Annotated in this window: 16 protein-coding genes; 9 read left to right on the top strand and 7 right to left on the bottom strand. The window is 73.3% G+C overall.

Translation table 11 applies throughout. The annotated features are described in order from the left end of the window. Positions 1 to 64: 64 nt before the first annotated feature. Complete coding sequence (locus tag ACWD3O_RS19915) at positions 65 to 2,236, bottom strand: M4 family metallopeptidase (RefSeq protein WP_451416785.1); 2,172 nt, start codon at positions 2,234 to 2,236, stop codon at positions 65 to 67. A gap of 178 nt (positions 2,237 to 2,414) precedes the next feature. Here ACWD3O_RS19915 and ACWD3O_RS19910 point away from each other — a divergent pair, with 178 nt between their 5' ends. After that, a complete protein-coding gene (locus ACWD3O_RS19910; RefSeq protein ID WP_451416784.1) occupies positions 2,415 to 5,138 on the top strand; it encodes a LuxR C-terminal-related transcriptional regulator in 2,724 nt (907 codons plus the stop codon). Positions 5,139 to 5,270: 132 nt separating this feature from the next. On the opposite strand, the gene ACWD3O_RS19905 is transcribed toward ACWD3O_RS19910, so the two are convergent. Next, complete coding sequence (locus ACWD3O_RS19905; RefSeq protein WP_451416783.1) at positions 5,271 to 5,717, bottom strand: Lrp/AsnC family transcriptional regulator; 447 nt, start codon at positions 5,715 to 5,717, stop codon at positions 5,271 to 5,273. 344 nt (positions 5,718 to 6,061) lie between these two features. Further along, positions 6,062 to 6,307 (bottom strand): hypothetical protein, encoded by a 246-nt coding sequence (locus ACWD3O_RS19900; protein WP_451416782.1) that lies wholly within the window; start codon positions 6,305 to 6,307, stop codon positions 6,062 to 6,064. A 298-nt stretch (positions 6,308 to 6,605) separates the two neighbouring features. Here ACWD3O_RS19900 and tap point away from each other — a divergent pair, with 298 nt between their 5' ends. Both tap and tpg read left to right on the top strand, forming a co-directional pair. Beyond that, positions 6,606 to 9,029, top strand: a complete 2,424-nt coding sequence (tap, locus tag ACWD3O_RS19895; RefSeq protein WP_451416781.1) for a telomere-associated protein Tap — start codon at positions 6,606 to 6,608, stop codon at positions 9,027 to 9,029. A 6-nt stretch (positions 9,030 to 9,035) separates the two neighbouring features. Further along, positions 9,036 to 9,590: a telomere-protecting terminal protein Tpg gene (tpg, locus tag ACWD3O_RS19890; protein WP_451416780.1), complete on the top strand. Its 555-nt coding sequence runs from the start codon at positions 9,036 to 9,038 to the stop codon at positions 9,588 to 9,590. A 57-nt stretch (positions 9,591 to 9,647) separates the two neighbouring features. Here the strand turns inward: tpg and ACWD3O_RS19885 are convergent, their stop codons facing one another. From ACWD3O_RS19885 to ACWD3O_RS19875, 3 genes are all read right to left on the bottom strand, one after another. Then, positions 9,648 to 11,138: a gamma-aminobutyraldehyde dehydrogenase gene (locus ACWD3O_RS19885; protein ID WP_451416779.1), complete on the bottom strand. Its 1,491-nt coding sequence runs from the start codon at positions 11,136 to 11,138 to the stop codon at positions 9,648 to 9,650. Between the two features lie 106 nt (positions 11,139 to 11,244). Next, on the bottom strand, positions 11,245 to 12,612 hold the full coding sequence (locus tag ACWD3O_RS19880) for an aminotransferase class III-fold pyridoxal phosphate-dependent enzyme (protein ID WP_451412144.1): 1,368 nt from the start codon (positions 12,610 to 12,612) through the stop codon (positions 11,245 to 11,247). A gap of 13 nt (positions 12,613 to 12,625) precedes the next feature. Next, positions 12,626 to 14,131, bottom strand: coding sequence for a CoA-acylating methylmalonate-semialdehyde dehydrogenase (locus ACWD3O_RS19875; protein WP_451412143.1), 1,506 nt, complete (start codon positions 14,129 to 14,131; stop codon positions 12,626 to 12,628). A gap of 141 nt (positions 14,132 to 14,272) precedes the next feature. On the opposite strand from ACWD3O_RS19875, the gene ACWD3O_RS19870 reads away from it, so the two are divergent. Further along, positions 14,273 to 15,874: a PucR family transcriptional regulator gene (locus ACWD3O_RS19870; protein WP_451412142.1), complete on the top strand. Its 1,602-nt coding sequence runs from the start codon at positions 14,273 to 14,275 to the stop codon at positions 15,872 to 15,874. A 52-nt stretch (positions 15,875 to 15,926) separates the two neighbouring features. On the opposite strand, the gene ACWD3O_RS19865 is transcribed toward ACWD3O_RS19870, so the two are convergent. Beyond that, a complete protein-coding gene (locus tag ACWD3O_RS19865) occupies positions 15,927 to 16,742 on the bottom strand; it encodes a hypothetical protein (protein ID WP_451416778.1) in 816 nt (271 codons plus the stop codon). Between the two features lie 387 nt (positions 16,743 to 17,129). On the opposite strand from ACWD3O_RS19865, the gene ACWD3O_RS19860 reads away from it, so the two are divergent. The 5 genes from ACWD3O_RS19860 to ACWD3O_RS19840 all read left to right on the top strand — a co-directional run bounded on the left by ACWD3O_RS19860 (position 17,130) and on the right by ACWD3O_RS19840 (position 20,797). Continuing rightward, entirely contained in the window at positions 17,130 to 17,723 is a 594-nt protein-coding gene (locus ACWD3O_RS19860; RefSeq protein WP_451416777.1) for a hypothetical protein, read from the top strand. Between the two features lie 46 nt (positions 17,724 to 17,769). Beyond that, positions 17,770 to 18,468 (top strand): nitroreductase family protein, encoded by a 699-nt coding sequence (locus tag ACWD3O_RS19855; protein WP_451416776.1) that lies wholly within the window; start codon positions 17,770 to 17,772, stop codon positions 18,466 to 18,468. Between the two features lie 40 nt (positions 18,469 to 18,508). Continuing rightward, positions 18,509 to 19,117 carry a 6-phospho-3-hexuloisomerase gene (hxlB, locus tag ACWD3O_RS19850; RefSeq protein WP_451412138.1) on the top strand — a complete coding sequence of 203 codons (609 nt, stop codon included), beginning with the start codon at positions 18,509 to 18,511 and terminating at the stop codon, positions 19,115 to 19,117. 28 nt (positions 19,118 to 19,145) lie between these two features. After that, a complete protein-coding gene (locus ACWD3O_RS19845; protein WP_451416775.1) occupies positions 19,146 to 19,889 on the top strand; it encodes a triose-phosphate isomerase in 744 nt (247 codons plus the stop codon). A gap of 80 nt (positions 19,890 to 19,969) precedes the next feature. Beyond that, a complete protein-coding gene (locus ACWD3O_RS19840) occupies positions 19,970 to 20,797 on the top strand; it encodes an IclR family transcriptional regulator (RefSeq protein ID WP_451416774.1) in 828 nt (275 codons plus the stop codon). Positions 20,798 to 20,975 lie beyond the last annotated feature (178 nt).

Below are 20,975 nucleotides of genomic sequence, written 5' to 3'. Positions count from 1 at the left end.
GCTCCCGCGGCCGGAGCACCTGAGCGGGTCCGGCCGCGGGAGCACGGGTGGTGCGCAGGACTGGTCAGCCGATGGCGATCTGGTCGACCAGGAAGATGGTCGACAGGTAGGTGTCCTCGGTGCCGGCGAACTCCAGCCTCACCGTCTGGCCCTTGTAGGCGGACAGGTCGACGGTCTTCTGGACGTATCCGGAGCTCGCGTCGGCGTTGGAGTAGGTGGCCAGCGTGGTGCCGTTGACGTTGACCTTGAGAGTGTCGTAGGCGGTGGGACCGGATTCCTGGGTGGAGACCTTCAGCCAGAAGGTGAGCTTCGGGGTGCCGGTGGAGGGCACCGCGACGTTCGACTGGGACAGGGATTCGACGGCGTCGGCGCCGTAGCCCATCATCCAGGCGTACCAGGACCCGTCGCGCGCGGTCTGCAGGGACGAGTTGGTGATGATGTTGTCGCTCTGGGTCCAGCCGCCGGTGCCCTGCTCGAAGCTGCCGTTGGTCAGCGCGTTCCCGCCGGGAGGCGTGGTCGGAGAGGGCGTCGGGGCGGTCGGAGAGGGGGTGGGGGTGCCCGTGCCGGGGTCGGGCAGGGCGGTGCCGACGCTGACGGCTGCCCACGCCTTGGAGACGCGGTAGCGCTCCTGGGAGTTGGCGCCGTACAGGTCGGCGGCGGCCTGCAGGGTGGCGGTGCGGGCGCCGACGTAGTTGGTGGTGGAAGTCATGTAGGTGGTCAGCGCCCGGTACCAGACCGCGGCGGCCTTGTCCTTGCCGATGCCCGCGAAGGTGTCGTTGTTGCAGGTGGTACCGGTGTGCGAGCGTCCGCCGATGGTCTTCGCCCCGGTGCCCTCGGCGGCCAGGTAGAAGAAATGGTTGCCGATGCCGGAGGAGAGGTGCACGTCCACCGAACCGGCGCCGGAGTTCCAGCAGGACAGCGATCTGCCGTCGGCGGCCGGGTTGTCCATCCGGCGCATGTAACCGCCCGACATGTTGAGCTTCTCGCCGATGTAGTAGTCGCCCGGGTCGGCGGCGTTGCCGGCGGAGAACTCGACCATGGTGCCGAAGATGTCGCTGGTGGCCTCGTTGAGGCCGCCGGACTCGCCGGAGTAGGTGAGGTTGGCGGTGGCGGCGGTGACGCCGTGGGTCATCTCGTGACTGGCCACGTCGAGCGTGGCGAGCGGGGTGTTGCCGTTCTGCGAGGAGCCGTCGCCGAAGTACATGCAGAAGCAGTTGTCGTCGTAGAAGGCGTTGAGCAGGTTGGTGTCGACGTGGACGTAGGCGCGAGCGCCGCGGCCGTCGTTGCGGATGCCGGAGCGGTTGAAGGAGTTCTTGAAGTAGTCCCAGGTCTTCGCCAGGCCGTAGGAGGCGTCCACCGCGGCGCTCTCGCGGCTGGACGTGGTGCCGTTGCCCCAGGAGTTGGTGGTCTTGGAGAAGGCCCGGGCGTTCTGCCTGGGGTTCGACTGCGGGCTGTTGTAGGAGTCGTAGACGACCGTGCCGCCGTGCGCCGGGTCGGTGAGGGTGTAGCCGCTGCCGGTCTGGGTGGTCTCGAGGGAGACCTGGCCGACGGTGACGCCGTTGCCGGTGCCCGTGACGTTCTGGTGCAGCTCGTACTGGTCCAGCGGCGCGCCGGTTGTGGCGTCGACGATCACCGCCTCCCGCGAGGTGGGGCCGGTCTCGCCCTCGCCGGTGACGGTCGAGCGGTAGGCGAGGACGGGGATCTTGCCGACCGCGTACACCATCAGGGTGCTGTCCTTGCTGCCGGCCTTCGCCTTCTTCACGTGCTTGGCGTGCTTCACGGCCTTGGCGGAGGCGTCGGCGGCCGTGAGTTTCGGGGTGGTCCCGGCGACCCTGATCGCGCCCTGGTGCGCGAGGTCTGAGCCGGTGGTCGTGCCGTCTTCGGCGAGGTGGACCACCAGGTCGCCGCCGATCACCGGCAGTCCTCTGTAGGTGCGGTCGTAGCGCACGTGCCTGGTGCCGTCGGTGTCGATCAGCACGTCCTTGGCCGCCAGGCGCTCGTCGGGGCCCAGGCCGAGTTCGCGGGCGGTGGCGGCCGCGTTCCGGTTGGCCGTGCGTATCGCCTCGCTGCGCGTGTCGGCCGTCATCGCCCGGAAGCCGGCGCCGGGTTGGTCGGCGGAGGTGCCGGCGGCCGCGGTGGGCTGGGGGGAGGCGGTGGACTGGGTGGCCACCATGGTCAGGGAACCCAGTGCGAGGGCTGCCGCGACACCGGCAGCCAAGACGTTTTTGCGGTACATGACAAATCCTTCCACCGGGCCTCGTCGGGGATCGCCGCAGGACGTCACCTGGAGTGCGGGGGGTGTTCGGCGGCAGTTGGCTCGGTTGTGGCCATGAGGCTAGGGACGCGGAGAGCGGCCGACATCGGGGCAACCCCTTGACCTGGACGGGGAGGCCCGGCGGGCGCACCATGGCCCGATGCCAGACTCTGCGATGGGGATGAACGCGTCCGACGAGGCCGGTCCCGTGCTGCCGGTGGTGCCGGAAGACGTGGACGGCATCCGCCGGGTGGTCCTGTTCGGGCCGCCCGGAAGTGGCAAGACCACCGCGGCCGGTGTCCTGGGGCGGCGGTCGGGCCTGCCGGTTCTCCGGCTGGCGCCGGGCCCACAGGACACCGGGATCCCGTACACCGGGCTGCTCGAACTCGCGCTGGCCCTCCCGGCCCTGCCCGCTTCACGGGAGCTGACGGCGGCACTCGACGAGACCGCCGGCCGGTCCGGTTCTCCGGACGATGCCGGTCAGGCACTTCGGCTGCGCCGCCTGACCGCCGAACTGCTGCGGAAGGCACCGCCCATGACGCTGGTGGTGGACAACGCCCAGTGGCTGGACCCGGCCAGTGCGGCCGTTCTGGGCTGGGCGTTGCGCCTGGCTCCGGACCTTCCCGTCATCGCGGCCGAGCGCACCTGGCGTCCGGGGGCCACGGGCCACTGGTGCGGGGAGGACGTGTGCGCGGTGCGCATCCCACCCCTGGCGGCCCCTCAGGTCGCGACTCTGCTGTCCCCGTACCGGCTCACCCCCCGCGAGGTCACGCGCATCCACGCCCGCAGCGGCGGGAACCCGGCCCTGGCCCTGGCCCTGGCCGACGCCTCGCGCCCGTCCCCAGGCCGGGATGGTGTTGGCGAGTCGGCCTTGCCGCCGACGGTCCGCCGACTGGTGGGCGGGTGGCTGGACGAGGTACCGGCCCAGGTACAGGGACTGCTGACGTTCGCCGCACTGGACGACCGGCCCGACCTCGAACTGCTCGGCCGCCTCGCCGGCCTGGAAACCGAGACCCTCCTCGCCCAGGCCGAGGCAGCGGGGCTGCTCGACAGCGGACGGGCGGACAGGAGCGTACGGTTCACCGCCTCCGCGATCGCTACCGAACTCGTGGCCCGGCTGCCGGGCCACGAGCGCAGGCGCCTGCACGCCCGCCTGGCCGAGGCCAGCCACGACAGCGTCCGCCGCGACCGGCACACCGTGCTGGCGGCCGATGCAGCCGACCCGCGGTCGGCCCTCCACGCAGCCCGCGCTGCCGTACGCGCCCGGCAGCGCGGCGACCACGCACTCGCGGCAGAGCTCTCCCTCCTCGCCGCCCAGCGCACCCCGCACGACGAGGGCGACCTGCTCACCGAACGGGCCCTGACCGCCGTACGCGACGCCGCCCACTACGGTGACCTCCCCCGCGCTCGGGCCGCCGCCCGCTTTGTCCTGGGCCAGGACACCACCCCGGACCAGCGGGTCGATGCCCTCGTCGCCCTGATCGACGCGAGCGGCCAGCACCTGTACAGCGCGGACGAACTGTTCGCCGCCGCACTCCGCGCGGCGGCCGGACGATCCGACCTCACCGCGCGGATCCTCATCCGCCAGTCCGTCTGGGCCAACGTCAGCGAGGGTGACCCCCACCGGGCGTGTGCCCTGGCCGGTCGGGCCACCGTCCTTGCCGAGAGCGCCGGCGACACCACCACCGCGGTCATGGCCCTCACGATGCGGGCCCGCCTTCAACGCGTCGTCGGCCATCCCGACGCCGGGACCACGCTCGGTCGTGCCCTGTCCCTGCCACGCGCCGCCTCCATCCCGGTCAACGGCACGCCTCAGCACCTCGCCGCCCGGCACGCCCTTTTCGACGACCACCCGGACGAGGCCCGCACCGCGCTGCTACCCCTGCTCGTCGAAGCCGAACGGACGGGAGACGTCGAGGCGACCGTGGACATCCTGCGCAGCCTCGCCGAGGCCGAACTCCGCGCCGGACGGTGCACCAGAGCACTCGACCATGCCCACCGCGCCCAGGCCCTGACCGACGGGACCGCCCTGTCGGCCGCACCGGCCTGTTACACCTCCGCCCTCGTCGAGGGCACCGCCCGGCACACCGACCTCGCCCTCGTCCACGCACGCCGCGGAGTCGACACCGCCCGGTATGAGGACAACAAGGTCTTCCTCTCCCGCAACCTGTTCGCCCTCGGCCACCTCCTCCTGGCCACCGGCCGCCCCAAGGAAGCCCTGGAGGCCCTGGAGGAGGTCCGCACCCTGGAGGAGTTCCAGCAGGTCCGCGACCCGTCCGTCCTGCGCTGGCACCCCGAACTCGCCGAGACCCTCATCGCCCTCGGCCACCTCGACCAGGCACAGAGCCTCCTGGACGACACCCGCCGCACCGCGACCGACCTCGGCAGGGACACTGTCCTGCCCTCCCTCGAACGTGCCCAGGCACTCCTGGACGCCGCCCGCGGCCACTACGACACCGCGGCCCGGCGCCTCACCGACGCGGCCGACCGGCTCCGCCACCTCCCCCTCGAACGCGGCAGGACCTTCCTGGCGCTCAGCCACACCGAACGCCGCGGACGCCGCCGCGCCAGCGCCCGCGCCGCCGCGCAAAGCGCCGCCGACCTTTTTACCGCCCACCAGTCACACCCCTGGGCCGAAACCGCCGCGCACACCCTCCGCCGGCTGGAAGCCGTCCCCACGGGCGGAGACGCCCACCCCCGCCTCACTTCCGCCGAGCAGCGCTGCGCCGAACTCGCCGCCGCCGGAGCGAGCAACCGGGACATCGCCACCATCCTCACCGTCAGCGTCAAGACGGTCGAAGCGACCCTCACCCGCGTCTACCGGAAACTGGGCCTGCACTCACGCTTCCAACTCGCGCACACCGTCACACCAGCACGCGAGTGATCCGCCCCGACGGCCCCTGAAGCCGCCGGGTTCAGTCGTGTAGCGGGCGACGACGTCGGGCCCGCACCACCGATCGGGTCGCCGTCGGCAGGCGGGACGGCCTCCGGGCCACAGCACGACGTCGTTCCGGGGCTACGGGGTGGCGGCACGCGCGGTCGCGCGGGTCCAGGTGTTCATGATGATGAAGGTCTTGGTGCCCTCCACCGTGCCGGTCCGGCGTACGGCGTTGATCACCTGCTGAAGATGCTTCACGTCCCTGACCCGGAGCTTGAGCAGGGCGTCGGAGGTGCCGGCGATGCTGTGGCTCTCCTCGATCTCCGGGATGCTCTCGGCGATGCCCTGGATCTCTTCGCTGTCGGTCGCGCCGAGCAGGCGGATCTCGATGAACGCCTGAAGCATGCCCGCCCGGCTGTCCTCGATGACTGCGGTGTAGCCGCGGATCACGCCCGCCCTCTCCATGCGCTCGATGCGGCGCGCGCACGGAGCCGCCGAGAGTCCCACAGCACGCGCGATCTCCGACACGGGCGCTCGCCCGTCCTTGCGGAGGATGTCCAGTATGTGACGGTCGATCGCGTCCACGGCCAACTCCCCGAATCGTGCGCGCCACGCAACGAGTCGCGCGCCGAAAGCTCCCCTGTTCCTTGCGGGTCGAGTGAACCACGCTCGACATATGCGTGATGATGCTCGGCCTGTCGCCTGGAGACCGCCGTCCTGTCATCGTCGTGGTGTCCGGGTGATCCCCGGCAGGAGGCCCGCACCGGCCAACCCCTACGGTGCGGACTCCGACCAGGTGACAGGTGCGCGGGCATCCCCAGCACCCCGCGGCCGGCCCCGCATCCTGGGGCCGGCCGGGTACCGAACCAGGCGGTAGCGGCGGCGGAAGTTGCCAGCCGTACCCACGCAGACCCGGTAGCCCGCGGCCGTCAGCTCGGCCGCCTTCGCCCGCTCCCGCCCTCATCACCCAGCAGCACTGCCAGCGGGACGTCCCGCAGCGAGTCGTCCTCCTTGGGCAGCGTCACCGCACGAGCGGACACCGCGAGCACCGCCTGCACCTGGCCGGCGAACCGCACCCGACCGCCCACACCGCCCAGGCGCTCGGCGATGTCGCTCTCACGGCCGCACCGGCCGTACCGGTAACGGGCCAGCCACCGCACGTTCGCCAGGAACACCGGATCCGGAACACCGACGTGCGCGTACTCCCAGCCCGCCGCCGAACAGGCCCGCTCGCTAGCGGCGAACGCTTCCGCGGTCCGCTCGTCGACATCGTCCTCGCGCCTACCGGTTCCCCCCCACCGTCTCCCCGGACAGTCAGCCGTAAACGATCACTCCACCTTCGCTGCGAGAGATCATGCGTCGAGCGCTCGTTGCCCATTCCGCCAGGGCGCATTCTCCGTGTGAGATCCGTGCGAGAAGGAAAGAGCGGTTCGATGTTGGACTGGGGTAGGGTGGCCGCCGGAGGTGAGGTCCGTGTCCACTGAGGACCAGTTGTTCAGCGCGGTGGACGCGCTCCTGGAACAGGTCGCCCAGAACGACCTCCCGGCCCCCGCCGAGCGGAAGAGGCTGCGCGAGGCGGCCGGGCTGAGCCAGGCTCAGGTCGCGGCGGCGCTGAACACGCGCCGCGAGACCGTCGCGAGCTGGGAGTCCGGGCGGAACGAGCCGCGGCCGCCGCAGCGGGCCGCGTACGCCCGGCTGCTGGAACGCCTGGCCGAACGCTTCCCCACCCCCGGCGCCGAGGCCGAGACGCCCCCCGGCCCTGCCCAGACCCCGCCGCAGCCGGCAACCCCGCCTGCCCCCACTCCGGTTCCGGCCCCGGCGGCTCCCACCCCGGTTCCGGCCCCGCCTGCCCCCGCCCCGGTTCCGGCCCCGGCGCCCCCCACCCCGGTCCTGGACCCCGCCCCGGTCACGGCTTCGACCCCGGCTCCCGCCCCGGTCCTCGACCCCGCCCAGGGTTCCGCCCCCGCCACGGTCCGAGGCCCCGCCCGGGGTTCGGCCCCGGCTCCCGCCTCGGCCTCGACCCCGGCCCCGGCCCCGCCCGCGCGGGCGGGGAGCGGCGGGGCCTCGGTGGCCGGGCGGCGGCCCGCGGCGCGCGAGGCGGCGCAGAAGGCGGCGAGGCCGGTGGCGCGGGGGGCGGCGCAGAAGGCGGACGCGACCGCCGTGGACCCTCGGTTCGAGAACGGACCGCTGGCCGTCGTGGACGTCGACGACGACGGCCGCGTCGTCGCGTACTGCGTCGGCGGCCTGGTCCTGGACGTGCCCGCCAAGTCCCTCCCGGCCCTGGTGGACTGGACACTGACCGAGGCCCGGCTCGGCCAGCCGCGCCTGCACCGCCACGGCCGTGACGCCGACCCCGTCCTCGTCCTCGCCCCCGCCGCCCTCGAGCGCTACGGCCTGCCCGCCGAGCTCTCGCCGGAGGAACGACGCGCCGGCCGCCTCCCCGCCGGCCACAAGGTGGTCAAGCAGATCGCCCGGGCCGGTCTGCACCTCACCCAGCGCGGCTTCGGGGCGTGGACGCGGGTCTACCGCGAGCCGGAGGGCTCCCGGCGCCGCTGCGTACAACTCGCCGTCCCCGCCTGGGGCGCGCTGCCCGCCGAGGAGTGGGACGACCGGCACGACCCCCGCCTCCCCGCCATGCACGCCGCGGACCTGGCCCGCTTCCTCGGCACCTACGCCGAGCGGGTGATGACCCCGCGCGGCACCACGGCCGTCACCGGCCTGGAGTTGATGACGGCACTGCGCCCCCCGACCCGTGCGGAGAAGGACCCGGCGACCGGCGAGTTCCGGCAGGCGTTCAACGACGACGCGCTCACCCGCCGGTACGACGTGGTCGAGTGCGAGGTCCCCGACGAGCACCCGGTCCTCAGGGGCAGGTTCCCCCGGCACCACCAGCGCACCCCGGCCGAGATGCTGATGGAGGAGCCGTACAACTGGTGCCGGCCGCTCACCGACGACGAGTGCATGCGTCCGTACCTGGTCGCCATCGACGTCAACATGGCGTTCGCCGCCGCCGCGAACGGCCTCACCGTCGGCCTGGACGGACCCACCCACCTCACCGGCAACCCCCCGTTCGACCCGGCGCTCCCCGGCTCCTGGCTGGTCGACCTCTCCCACGTCGACCTCGGCCGCGTCCAGGTCGACGGCCGCACCGTCGACGCGGACCGGCTGCCGTCCCCGTTCACGCCGACCGGCGACCGCCCCACCGGCCCGGCCTGGTACGCCACCCCCACCGTCGCCTACGCCCGGGAACTCGGCTTCGACGTCGCGCCCCTCGAGGCGTACGTCCGCACCCGCACCGGCCGCTACCTCGACCCCTGGTACAAGCGCCTGCGGGACGCCTACGTGTCGACGATGGCCGACCTCGGCGTCACCACGGACCTCGGGGGCCAGGAGTTCCTCGACGCCATGGCCCGCTCCCGGGACGCCGACCCGGCGCTGGCCCTCGTGCTGAAGGCGGTCAAGGCCACCGCGAAGGGCGGCATCGGCAAGCTGCGGCAGCGCAACCGCGGCCAGGTGCCCTACTACGAGCCCTGGCCGGCCCTGGAGCGTCCGACGTGGCGTCCGGACATCCGGGCCGCCGTGCTGGCCGGGGTACGGGTGAGCATGCACCGCAAGATGATGAAGACCGCCGCCACCGCCGGCGTCTACCCCGTCGCCATCGGCACGGACGCCCTCGTCTACCCCTCGCCCGGACCGTCCCCCCTCGACTTCCTGCCCCGCACCCCCGACGGCAGGCCGGTCCCGGGCACCTTCCGGCTCGGCGTCTCGCCCGGCATGGTCAAGCACCAGGGCACCGAGACCGTGCTGTGGGCGGAGCAGCAGTTCGAGGAGCACGGCGGCGTCTTCAACATCGCCAACCTCGTCAAGACGGACCGGAACGCGGGAGAAGGGGAGTAACCGCCGGTGGACTCGATCGGGGACGGCCTGGACCGTGCGCTGGAGGCGGCGTTCACGCGCCCCGTCCCGCGGAGCGCCCCGGCGCAGATGCGGTACCTGGTCAAGCAGCTCAAGGGCACCGCCGCCGTCGCCCGGGCCCTCGGCGTCTCCCAGCGCACCGTGGAGCGCTACGTCAAGGGGCAGCTGAAGCGGCCCCGCGCCGCCCTGCGCGAGCGCATGGAACGCGAGGTCAGGAAGCGGTGGCAGCCGCAGATCCGCGCCCGGGCCAAGGAGAGGGCCGCCTCCACCGACGGCCTGGTCGTCTCCACCCGCGCCCGGTTCGGCTTCACCGCGGCTCCGGGCACCACCGACGACGCCCGGATCCGCGACATCACGCAGGCGCTGCCGCCGGAGTTCGCGGACCGGCTGTTCGCGGCCCGGGACCAGGGCGCCGACGAGAACCGGCTCCGCGAGATCGCCGCCGAGGGCCTCGGCCGGATGTACTTCCGCGACAACGACCGGCGCGCCCAGGGGCTGGCGGTGGAGTTCACCGACGTCCAGCACGTCGACATCAGCCTGTGACCCACCGCCCGCTCCCGGGCCGGGCGCCCCGGCCCCGCACCCGGGAGCGCGGCGCCGTCACCGGCCGGTGAAGACGATGTCGTGCCAGGACTTGTGGGCGGCACCGGTGTTCTCGGACATGACGTGCTTGACGTTTGTGTACTCGTCGAAGGAGTAGACCGACATGTCCTTGCCGAAGCCGGACGCCTTGAAGCCGCCGTGCGGCATCTCGCTGACGATCGGGATGTGGTCGTTGACCCACACGCAGCCCGCCTGGATCTCACGGGTGGCGCGGCCCGCCCTGAAGACGTCGGTGGTCCACGCGGACGCGGCCAGCCCGTACGGCGTGTCGTTGGCGAGCCGGATGCCGTCGTCGTCGGAGCCGAACGGCAGGCAGACGAGGACGGGCCCGAAGACCTCCTGCTGCACGATCGCGGAGTCCTGCGCCGCACCGGTGACCAGCGTGGGCTCGTAGTACGCGCCACCCGCCAGGCCGCCACCGGGAGCCCGGCCTCCGCGGACCACCGTCGCACCCGCCGCACGGGCGGCGTCGACCATCCCGGCGACCCGGTCGCGCTGCCGGGACGAGATCAGCGAGCCCATGTCCGTGGCCGGATCGTCCACCGGGCCGAGACGGACCTGGTCCATCAGCTCGGCGACCCGCTCCACGAACCGGTCGTACAGCGGACCCTGGACGTAGGCCCGGGTGGCGGCCGTGCAGTCCTGGCCGGCGTTGATGAGGCTGCCGGCGACGGCGCCCCGGGCGGCGGCCTCCAGGTCGGCGTCGTCGAAGACGATGAACGGGGCCTTGCCGCCCAGCTCCAGGTGGACCCGCTTGACCGTCCCGGCGGCCTGCGCCGCGATCCGCCGGCCCACCGCGGTGGAGCCGGTGAACGACACCATCGCGACGTCCGGATGACCGACCAGCGCCTGCCCGGCGACCGGGCCCGTGCCGGTGACGACGTTGATCACGCCGTCGGGGATGCCGGCCTCCCGCGCCGCCTCCGCGAACATCAGCGAGGTCAGCGGGGTCAGCTCGGACGGCTTCAGCACGACGGTGTTCCCGGCCGCGACCGCCGGCAGCAGCTTCCACGCCGCCATCTGCAGGGGGTAGTTCCACGGCGCCACCGAGCCGACCACACCCAGCGGTTCACGCCGGATCGAGGAGGTGTGCTCGGCGGAGTACTCGGCCGAGGCACGGCCCTCCAGGTTGCGGGCGGCCCCGGCGAAGAAGCGGATGTTGTCGATCGTGCCCGGCACGTCGAAACCCCGGGTCAGCCGGATCGGCTTGCCGCACATCCGGCTTTCGACGGCGGCGAACTCCTCCTCGCGCGCCCGCACCCGGTCCGCCCAGCGCGACAGCGCCTCGGACCGTTCGGCGGGCGTGGCCCGCGACCAGGCGGGGAACGCCTCCCGGGCCGCGGCGACCGCCTCGTCCACGTCCTCGGGGCCGGCCAGGACGCCGGACGCCAGGACCTCGCCGGTGGCGGGACTCGTCACCGCGAACCGCTCGCCGGACGTACCGGGGCGGCGGCGCCCCGCGATGAAGTGGTCTGCGTCGATCTGCATTGCCGTCAGTTCTCCAGCTCGTCGGTACCGAAGGAAGGATGCGTGCGGACGCGACGCCGCGGGCACCCCGGAGGCCGGGGTGCCCGCGGGCCCGCGAGGACGAGGGTCAGCCGTCGCCCTTGGCCAGCAGGTCGTCGATCCGGCCGAGGACCTCGCCGAGGATGCGCAGGCCCTCCCGCGCCTCGTCGTCGGTGACGGTGCACGGCGGGACCATGTGGATCCGGTTGGAGTTGGTGAACGGCAGCATGCCCAGCTCCTTGCAGGCGCGGACGGCCTCCGCCATCACCGGGCTGCCGCCCCCGGTCGGCGCCACGGGCTCCCTGGTCACCTGGTCGGCGACCAGCTCCACCGCCCAGAACACGCCCCGGCCCCGCACCTCCCCGACACAGCGGTGCCGTGCGGCGAGCGCGGCCAGACCCGGGCCGAGGACCTCCTCGCCGACCCGGCGGGCGTTGTCCACGACGCCGTCCCGCTCCATCACGGTGATCGCCGCGACGGCCGCCGCGCAGGCCAGCGGATGCCCCGAGTACGTCAGACCACCGGGGTACGGGCGGTGCGCGAAGTGGTCCGCGATCCGCTCCCCGATCGCGACGCCGCCGAGCGGCACGTACCCTGAGTTGACCCCCTTGGCGAAGGTCAGCAGGTCCGGGACCACCCCCTCGTCCTCGGCGACGAACCAGCTGCCCGCACGCCCGAACCCGGTCATCACCTCGTCGAGGATCAGGACGATGCCGTACCGGTCGCACAGCGCCCGCACCCCGGCGAGGTAGCCCGGCGGCGGCAGCATGATGCCGGCCGTGCCGGGGATCGACTCCAGCAGGACCGCCGCCACGGTCTGCGGCCCCTCCAGCTCGATGACCTGCTCCAGGTGGGCGAGGGCCCGCTCGCACTCCTCGGCCTCGGAGGAGGCGTGGAAGTGGCTGCGGTACAGGTACGGGCCGAAGAAGTGGACGACGCCCGCGTCCCCCTTGTCGTTGGCCCAGCGCCGGGGGTCGCCGGTCAGGTTGATCGCGGTCTCGGTCCCGCCGTGGTACGAGCGGTAGCGGGTGAGGACCTTGGGACGGCCGGTGCTCAGCCGGGCCATGCGCACGGCGTGCTCGTTGGCGTCGGCGCCGCCGTTGGTGAAGAAGATCCGGTTCAGGTCGCCCGGGGTGTGCTCGCTGATCAGCCGGGCGGCCTCGGAACGCCGGTCGTTGGCGTGCTGGGGGGCGACCGTGGCCAGCGTGCGGGCCTGCTCGACGATCGCCTCGACCACGTCGGGGTGCTGGTGGCCGATGTTGGTGTTCACCAGCTGGGAGGAGAAGTCCAGCAGGCGGTTGCCGGCGCCGTCCCAGACGTAGGAGCCCTCGGCGCGGGTGATCACCATCGGGGTGATCTCGGCCTGTGCCGACCAGGAGTGGAAGACGTGCCGGCGGTCGAGCTCGTAGGTCCGGGCGGCGGCGTCGAGCAGGGACTCGGCGGGAACTTCGGTCATGACGGTCGTCCTCTCAGACGTTCTGCGGGAAGCCGAGGTCGACGCCGCCCTCGGCGGGGGTCCGCCAGCGGGTGGTGACGACCTTGCCCCGGGTGAAGAAGTGGACGCCCTCGGTGCCGTGCGCGTGGCTGTCGCCGAACAGGGAGTTCTTCCAGCCGCCGAAGCTGTAGTACGCCGTGGGCACCGGGATGGGCACGTTGATGCCCACCATGCCCACCTCCACCTCGTTGTTGAACCTCCGGGCCGCACCGCCGTCGTTGGTGAAGAGCGCCGTGCCGTTGCCGAACGGGTTGGCGTTCACCAGGTCCAGGGCCTCGTCGTAGGTGTCCACCCGGAGCACCGACAGGACGGGGCCGAAGATCTCGTCGGTGTAGCACGACATGTCGGTGGTGACGTGGTCGACGACCGTCGGCCCCAGCCAGAAGCCGTCCGCCTCGCCGTCCGCGGCGACCTCGCGGCCGTCCACCACGAGGGTCGCGCCCTCCGCCTCGGCGCGGTCGACGTACCCGGCGACACGGTCCCGGTGCGCGGCGGTGACCAGCGGCCCCATGTCGCAGCCCCGGGTGCCGTCCCCGGTGCGCAGCGCGCGCGCCCGCTCCGCGATCTTCGCCACCAGCGCGTCGCCGACGCCGCCGACCGCCACCACCGCGGAGACGGCCATGCAGCGCTCGCCCGCGGAGCCGAAACCGGCGGAGACCAGCGCGTCCGCCGCCGTGTCCAGGTCCGCGTCGGGTAGCACCACGGCGTGGTTCTTCGCGCCGCCGAGCGCCTGCACCCGCTTGCCGTGCGCGGTGGCCGTCGCGTACACGTACTGGGCGATCGGCGTGGACCCGACGAAGCTCACGGCCTTCACCGCCCGGTTCGACAGCAGCTCGTCCACGGCCGGCTTGTCGCCCTGCAGCACGTTGAAGACGCCCGCGGGCAGACCCGCCTCGGCCCACAGCTCGGCCAGCCACAGCGCCGCCGACGGCGCCTTCTCGCTCGGCTTCAGCACCACGGTGTTGCCGGCCGCGATGGCGATGGGGAAGAACCACATCGGCACCATGGCCGGGAAGTTGAACGGAGCGATGACCGCGACGACGCCCAGCGGCCGGCGCACCGAGTGCACGTCCACCCCCGTCGACACGTTCTCGCTGAACGCGCCCTTGAGCAGGTGGGGCATGCCGCAGGCGAACTCCACCACCTCCTGGCCCCGGGCGACCTCGCCCAGCGCGTCGGAGAGCACCTTGCCGTGCTCGGCGGTGATGATCGCCGCCAGCTCCTCCTTGCGCGCGTTGAGCAGCTCCCGGAACCGGAAGACGACCGAGGTCCGCCTGGCCAGCGAGGTGTCCCGCCAGGCCGGGAACGCCGCCGCGGCGGCCTCGACGGCGGCCCGGGCGTCCGCCACGTCCGCCAGCGCCACCTCGCGGGTCACCGCCCCGGTCGCCGGGTTCGTCACCGGCGCCGTGCGCCCGCCGCTTCCGGCGAACGGCTTGTTGTCCACCCAATGTCCGACGCGCTGCAGGTCCGTCGTCACCACTGATCCCTCACCTTGTTCCGGTCGCGCACGAGCTGGCGGGCCCGGCCGCGGCGGAGCGCGGCGGCCGGCCCGCGAGCAGCCTCCCAGCCCACGGAGCAGACAGTCTGTACAGCAGCGACGGAGGATCTTTACACTGTGTCGATGCAGCCCACCGTCCGGGAAGTCCTCCAGCTCTCCGCCCTGGCCAGGGGGCGGCCGACCGTCGTCGGCGGTCACGCCCACCTCGACCGCCCGGTCCGCTGGGTGCACGTCAGCGACCTGACGGACCTGACGGACCTCCTGGAGGGCGGCGAACTCGTCCTGACCACCGGCGCTCCCCTGACCGGCGACGCCCGCGCCGTCGAGGCGTACCTGGGCATGCTCGCCGAGCAGGACGTCGCCGGACTCGTCGTCGAACTGGGCACCTTCCTGGACGCGGCACCCGACTGCCTGGCCCCCCTGGCCCGCTCCCTGGCGTTCCCCGTGGTGACCCTGGCGGCCAGGACACGCTTCATCGAGGTCACCCAGCAGGTCCACCGGCTGATCGTGGCGGAGCAGTACGAGGAGGTCGAGTTCGCCCGCACCACGCACGAGGTCTTCACCTCGCTCAACCTCGCCCGGGCCTCCACCACCGACATCGTCACCAAGGCCGCGCAGACGCTCGGCGCCTCCCTGGTCCTGGAGGACCTCAGCCGCCACGTCCTCGCCTTCTGCGCCCTCGACACCTCCACCGCCGGGCTCCTCCACCAGTGGGCCGAACGCTCCCGCCTCCACACCCCGGCGGACGGCGCCCCCGAACCCGGCCCGTCGTGGACGGCCGTCCCCGTCGGCGTCGGCTCCGAGGAATGGGGACGCCTGGTCATGCCCGGCCACGGCCCCGCCCACCCCCGGGCCCGCGCCGTCCTCGAACGCGCCGCCCAGTCCCTCCAGCTGCACCGCATGATCCAGCAGGAACGCGAAGCCCTCGTCGTCCAGGCCCTCGGAGGACTCCTCGACGACCTCGTCCACGGCAGGATCCGCGAGGAGACCGAAGCCCTCGCCAGGGCCACCTCCCTGGGACTGCGCCCCAACAGCGCCTACGCCCCGCTCTGCGTCCGCGTCCCACGTCCGGCCGACACCGGCGTCCTGGCCCAGGGCGAGTCCGACCGGCGGCTGCTCGCCTCCCTGCGCCAGGCCGTCGCCGCGGCCGGCGCCGGCGCGATCTTCGCCGTCCGCCGCGAGGGAACCGTGTCGGCCGTCGTCTCCTGCCCGGCGAACGGAGCGGACCGGGTGCTGCGCGCCATCTGCTCCGGACTGGGCGAACGGCTCGCCGGCAAGGCCGAGGCGGAGACCTGGGCCGCCGGCACCGCGGCGGCCTCGGCCGGCCTGGTCACCGCGGCGCGCGGCATCGCCGAAGCCGAACACGTCGCCGAAGTGGGCCTCGCCATGCCGGAGACGAACCGGCTCTACCGCTCCACCGACGTGCGCCTGCGCGGACTCGTCGCCCTGCTCCGCGAGGACCACCGCGTGCAGCGGTTCGCCCAGACCGAACTGGGCGCCCTCCTCGACCACGACGTCCGCACCGGCGACAGCCTCCTGGACCTGCTCCGCACCCACCTCGACGGCGGCGGCAGCAAGACCCGCACGGCCCGGCTGACCGGGCTCAGCCGCCCCACCCTCTACAGCAGGCTCCACGCCGTCGAGCGCATCCTCGGCGTCTCCCTGGACGACCCCGCCTCACGCACCTCCCTCCACACCGCCCTCATGATCATCGACGCCCGCTGAGGAGGGACGGGACGGAGAGGGGACAGGACGGAGAGGGGACGGAGACGGGCGGTCAGGTCGCGGTCGGCAGGTGGCGCGCCGCGGCGAGACGGGCCATGGTCCGCAGTCTCGCGAAGTAGGAGGCGCAGTACTCCTCGCCGATCAGCGGCAGGACCCTGTCGAGGTCGGCGACGCAGCGCCAGAGCGAGGCGACGCCGTCGCCGTCGAGTGCGCGTTCCAGCTCCGTCAGCACGAGGCCGGCGGTGTCGGCGTCCAGGAGGACGAGCTCCACGTCGGCGATGCTCACGCCGCGGAAGCCGTCGGGGAACGGGGCGCGCCGGTGCTCCTCGCTCAGCCGGCCGAGGTCGCCGCCGGGATGCGCTCCGCCCCCGTCGAAGGCCGCCGCCCCGGCCGTGGACGGCGGCGGGAGGAGCAGGGAGACGGCGTCGAAGACGGCACGCACGACGGCGAGGGCCCCGAGCGGGGGGAGGGCGCCGCTCGACACGGCGCCCCGCGTGAGGTTGTCGCGCAGCCGCAGGCCGCGGTCGAGCTCGGCGGCGGTCCCGGCCGGGACGAGCCCCGCTCCGACGGCCCGCTCGACGAGGACCGGGAGCGGGTCCCCCGCGCCCAGTCGCTCCGCCAGGACGTGCTCCAGGGCGACCAGGGAGTGCGTCACGGCGACGGTGGCGAACTCGTACCGGTAGGAGGAGTGCCGGATCAGCTCACGGGAGGTCTCCAGCGCGCTCATGACGCACATCGAGGCGTGACCGGGCAGGACCAGGCCGGCGACCAGGTCGTGCATGTCCGCGTAATCGAGCGCGAGATGGCGGGAGCGGGGGTCCGGGACCGGCAGCGGCGGGCGCTCGGGCGGCGCAGGCAGGGCGTTCACCGGTGCAGTCTCGTCGCCGGACGACCCCCGGTGCCAGGCGATTCACCCGACCGCCCCTGGGACGGGACGCCGTCCGACCGGTCGCCACCGCGCGGCACCGTCACCCCGCCGGGGAGGACTTGGACCGCGCTGCCGGGGGAGCGGGCGTGGTGGCCGAAGGCGGCCCGGGCCGGCGGTCTCGCGCGACCCGGTCACGGGCAAGCCCGAGCACCCGCGCGCGGTGGCCAACTCCCGTCGCGCGCGGGGGCGTTCCGTTCACACCATCGGCGTCCCCGCACACCCTTGTCCGTCGCACCCCGCGAGGAGCAGCCTCGTGTGCACGGCAGCCGTCGCGAGCCCTCACCGGCCCCCGGCCCTCGGCGCATCACGCACGGAAAGGGACCAGGCATGTCTCCCAGCCCCACCTCACGTACCCGAAGCCTCCTCTGCAGCAGGCCCGTCAGGCTGCTCTCGGCGGCCTGCCTGCTGGCGGGCGCCCTGCTGACCGCGGCACCGGCCGGCGCGGCCGCGAGTTCCTCCGCCGGCCTGCTCGACGTCACCTGCACCCCGCCGAGCAGCGCGGTCTCCAGCTACAGCCCGCCGCTGACCAACACGCCGCAGACCTCCCAGTCCTCCATCTCCTACCAGTTCGGGCCCTGTGTCTCGCTGTCGGAGCCGGGCATCACCTCCGGGACGGCCACGGTCGTCAACCAGCCCCGGGAACGGTCCTGCCTCGACCTCCTGGCCGGTGGCAGCATGACGATCGGCATCACCTGGAACACCGGGCAGACCAGCACCGTGTCGGCGAACTTCAACACCACCGTGGTCGGTGCGCTGCTGCAGGTCGTCATCACCGGGACCGTCACCTCCGGCCTGTTCCAGGGCGACACCGTGCTCCTGACCCAGACCGGTCCCGCGACCCAGGTCCTCCAGTGCACCCTCGGCCTGGGCACCGTCCAGAGCATCTACAGCACGGTGATCCTGGAGATCACGTCGGTCTGACGTCGGTCCCCGTACCCCGTCGCCGCCGACCCCCGAAGGACGCGTCATGCCCGAACCCACCATGCCCAGCCGGGTACCGGCCGCCGACCGGGACGCCGTGCTGCGGATCCTGCAGACCACCCGCTCCGTGCGGCGCCGGCTGGACGTCCACCGGCCCGTCGACCTCGGCCTCGTCCACACGGCGCTCCAGGTGGCCCTCCAGGCGCCCAACGGGTCGAACGACCAGCCGTGGCACTGGATCGTCGTCACCGCCCCCGACCGACGCGCCGCGCTCGCCCGCTGCTACCGCGAGGCCGCGCAGCCCTACCTGAAGGCCATGGCCCACCGGGCGGAGGACGGCTCCGTCGACCCGGGCGTGCTGGCGGCCTCCCTGCACCTGGCGGACGTCCTCGACCAGGTGCCCGTGCTGATCGTGCCCTGCCTCGAGACCGGGCCCGGCCACTACGTCGGCCTCTTCGACCAGTTGGGATATCCGCCGCCCGCGGACCACGCCGCCCACTCGGTCTACTACGGGTCGATCTGGCCGGCCGTCTGGAGCCTGATGCTGGCCCTGCGCGCGCAGTCGCTGGTCAGCGCGGTGACCACGCTGCACCTGACCCGGGCGCGGGAGGCGGGGGAGATCCTCGGCCTGCCCGAAGGGGTCACCCAGGCGGCCCTGTTGGCCGTCGCGCATCCCACCGGGGACACCTTCCGCGCGGCGCCCCGCCGCGGACTCGACACCGTCCTCCATCACGACACCTGGTAATCCGGCCCGCTGCACGACCCGATGCACGAAAGGACCGAGGATGGTCGACCAGAACACTCCGCCGCCCCCTCCCGCGCCGCTGACGGTCGGCGTGGACGGCTCCCTGGCGGCGGCCCGCCGCACGGTCCTGCGGGAGATCGAGGCCCTGCTCACCCGCGCCTCGGAGACCCAGGCCATGGAACTCGCGGACGCCCTGTTCGACGCCCGGCGCGTCATGGTGCTGGGAGCGGGCAGGTCCAAACTCGCCGTCGACGCCTTCGCCATGCGGCTGATGCACCTGGGCCTGACCGCCCACGTGGCCAGTGACGTGACCTGCCCGGCGATCACCGAGGGCGACCTCCTGGTGGCCTGCAGCGGATCGGGACACACCCCGACCGTCGTCCAGCGCGCCGAAGCCGCACGGCGGGCCGGCGCCCGCATCGCCGCCGTGACCGCGAACCTCGACTCCCCGCTGGCCCGGCTCGCCGACATCCGCGTCCATCTCGCCGAGTACAGCCAGGACTTCGAACCCGACGCGTCGACGCAGTTCGTCGGCACCCTCTTCGAACAGGGCGCCCTCGTCTTCTTCGACTGCCTCACCCTGGCCATCCAGCGCACCCACGACATCGACCCCACCGAGATGTACGCCCGCCACACCAACCTCGAATGACACCCGACTCACCGGAAGGCGGCCGCCCATGCCCGGACCCTCCGCACCGATCAGCTTCACCAGCACCAAGATGAACCTCGGCCTGGCCCAGACCCTCGACTGGATCGACACGCTCCTGCTGCCGAACGCGCAGCGTTTGGCAGCCCTGTCGTTCTTCGCCTGCCTCCCGCACCCGGTGCTCCACCCGGCCCGGGAACGCCTGCGCCTGAGCGGCATCACCGTCGCCGCCCAGGACGTGTGGCTGGAAGCCGGCGCCGTTACCGGCGAGGTGAGCCCCTCCCTCCTCGCCGAGATCGGCTGCACCCACACCATGGCCGGACACGCCGAACGCCGCGCCCTCTTCGGCGAGAGCGACGAACTCGTCGCCCGGAAGGCAGCCGCCGCCAGCCACGCCGGCGTCACCCCCGTCGTCTGCGTGGGGGAGACCCACCCCACACCCGCACACGACGCGGCGGCACTGACCGCCGCCCAGGCCCGCACCGTCACCGACACCGTCCCGGCCGGGCGGCCCCTGCTGTTCCTCTACGAACCCGCCTGGACCATCGGCGGAGCCAAGGCCGTTGACCCCGCCCACGCCGGCCACGTCCTGCGCGCACTGCGCGAAGCCACCCAGGGCCACGACACCCGCTTCCTCTACGGCGGAGCCGTCGTGCCCGGCACCTACACCGACCTCCGCCGGGAGGGCGACTGGGACGGAGTCGCCCTCGGCCGAGCCGCCCAGGACCCCGCACTCCTCGCCGAAACCCTCGACGAACTCGTCCCCGGAGCGTGAGGCCGGAGCGGGAGCGGACGGAACCCACCCCTCCGGTCCGGTAACTTCTCGCCCGTGCGTCAAGAGCGAGGAGCGGCCCGGTGAGTGAGCGCAAGGCGGCCACGAGCACGTCGTCCAGCGCCTCGCCCGCCGTCGGGCGGGCCCTGGACATGCTGGTCCATCTCGCCGAGCGTCCCGGGCTGGTGTCGGCGGCGACGCTCGCCCGCGACCTCGGCATTCCCCGGTCCTCCGCCTACCACATCCTCACGGTGCTGGCCGACCGCGGATTCGTCACCTACGTGCCGTCGGAGCAGGCGTACGGGCTCGGGGTCACCTCCTTCGAAGTGGGGTCCGCCTACCTGCGCCACGAACCCCTCGAGCGGCTCGCCCGGCCCGTCCTGCGCACGCTCGCCCGACGCCTGGGGCAGACCGTGCACCTGGGCATCCTCCACGGCGCGGAGACCGTCTACCTCCTCAAGGAGCGGCCGCCCGCGGGCCGGGCGGGCGACATCGACATCGCGCTCGTCACCGACGTCGGCGTGCGCCTGCCGGCCCACCTCACCGCCAACGGGCGCGCGATCCTCGCCCACTCCTCCCCGGCGCAGCTCCGGGCGCTCTTCGCCCGGCCCGGCGACCTCACCACCCGCACCGGCAAGGGTCCGCGCACCCTGGCCGCCCTCACGGAGGAACTGGCCCAGGAGCGGGAGCGCGGCTGGTCCCAGGAGATCGAACTCGTCACCCGGGGGTTCTGCTCGATGGGAGTGGCGGCGTTCGACCACCTCGAGCGGCCCATCACGGCCATCAGCACCACCTGGCGCCTGCACCACGCCCGGCACGACACGGACGAGATCCGGGACGCCCTCCGCCGGGGCGCCGCACGGCTCACCGCGGCCGTCTCGGGCCACGCCCCGCGGACCGGTGACGCGTAGACCCGGCCGGACCGGGGACCGGACCTCAGCCGCAGGCGCAGCCGCAGCCGGAGCGGGAACCGCAGCCGGAGCCGGAGCCGGGGCCGAAAAGCGAAACGGTCTCGGATCCGAGAATCCGCGCGATCGACGCTGGTACCGCGCCCGCCGCTGCCGTGTCATGGCGGAGCAACCGCTCCAC

This window comes from Streptomyces sp. NPDC002640 (assembly GCF_053592575.1).
The sequence above is the reverse complement of the archived record's forward strand: the minus strand, read 5'-3'. Positions and strand labels throughout refer to the sequence as shown.

What these genes read in the sequence shown, in the direction of transcription:
- ACWD3O_RS19855 (WP_451416776.1), top strand. Translation starts at nt 17,770, where the DNA reads ATGCCCGAACCCACCATGCCCAGCCGGGTACCGGCCGCCGACCGGGAC.
- ACWD3O_RS19845 (WP_451416775.1), top strand. Translation starts at nt 19,146, where the DNA reads ATGCCCGGACCCTCCGCACCGATCAGCTTCACCAGCACCAAGATGAAC.
- ACWD3O_RS19910 (WP_451416784.1), top strand. Translation starts at nt 2,415, where the DNA reads ATGCCAGACTCTGCGATGGGGATGAACGCGTCCGACGAGGCCGGTCCC.
- ACWD3O_RS19880 (WP_451412144.1), bottom strand. Translation starts at nt 12,612, where the DNA reads ATGACCGAAGTTCCCGCCGAGTCCCTGCTCGACGCCGCCGCCCGGACC.
- ACWD3O_RS19915 (WP_451416785.1), bottom strand. Translation starts at nt 2,236, where the DNA reads ATGTACCGCAAAAACGTCTTGGCTGCCGGTGTCGCGGCAGCCCTCGCA.
- hxlB (WP_451412138.1), top strand. Translation starts at nt 18,509, where the DNA reads ATGGTCGACCAGAACACTCCGCCGCCCCCTCCCGCGCCGCTGACGGTC.
- ACWD3O_RS19885 (WP_451416779.1), bottom strand. Translation starts at nt 11,138, where the DNA reads ATGCAGATCGACGCAGACCACTTCATCGCGGGGCGCCGCCGCCCCGGT.
- ACWD3O_RS19860 (WP_451416777.1), top strand. Translation starts at nt 17,130, where the DNA reads ATGTCTCCCAGCCCCACCTCACGTACCCGAAGCCTCCTCTGCAGCAGG.
- ACWD3O_RS19870 (WP_451412142.1), top strand. Translation starts at nt 14,273, where the DNA reads ATGCAGCCCACCGTCCGGGAAGTCCTCCAGCTCTCCGCCCTGGCCAGG.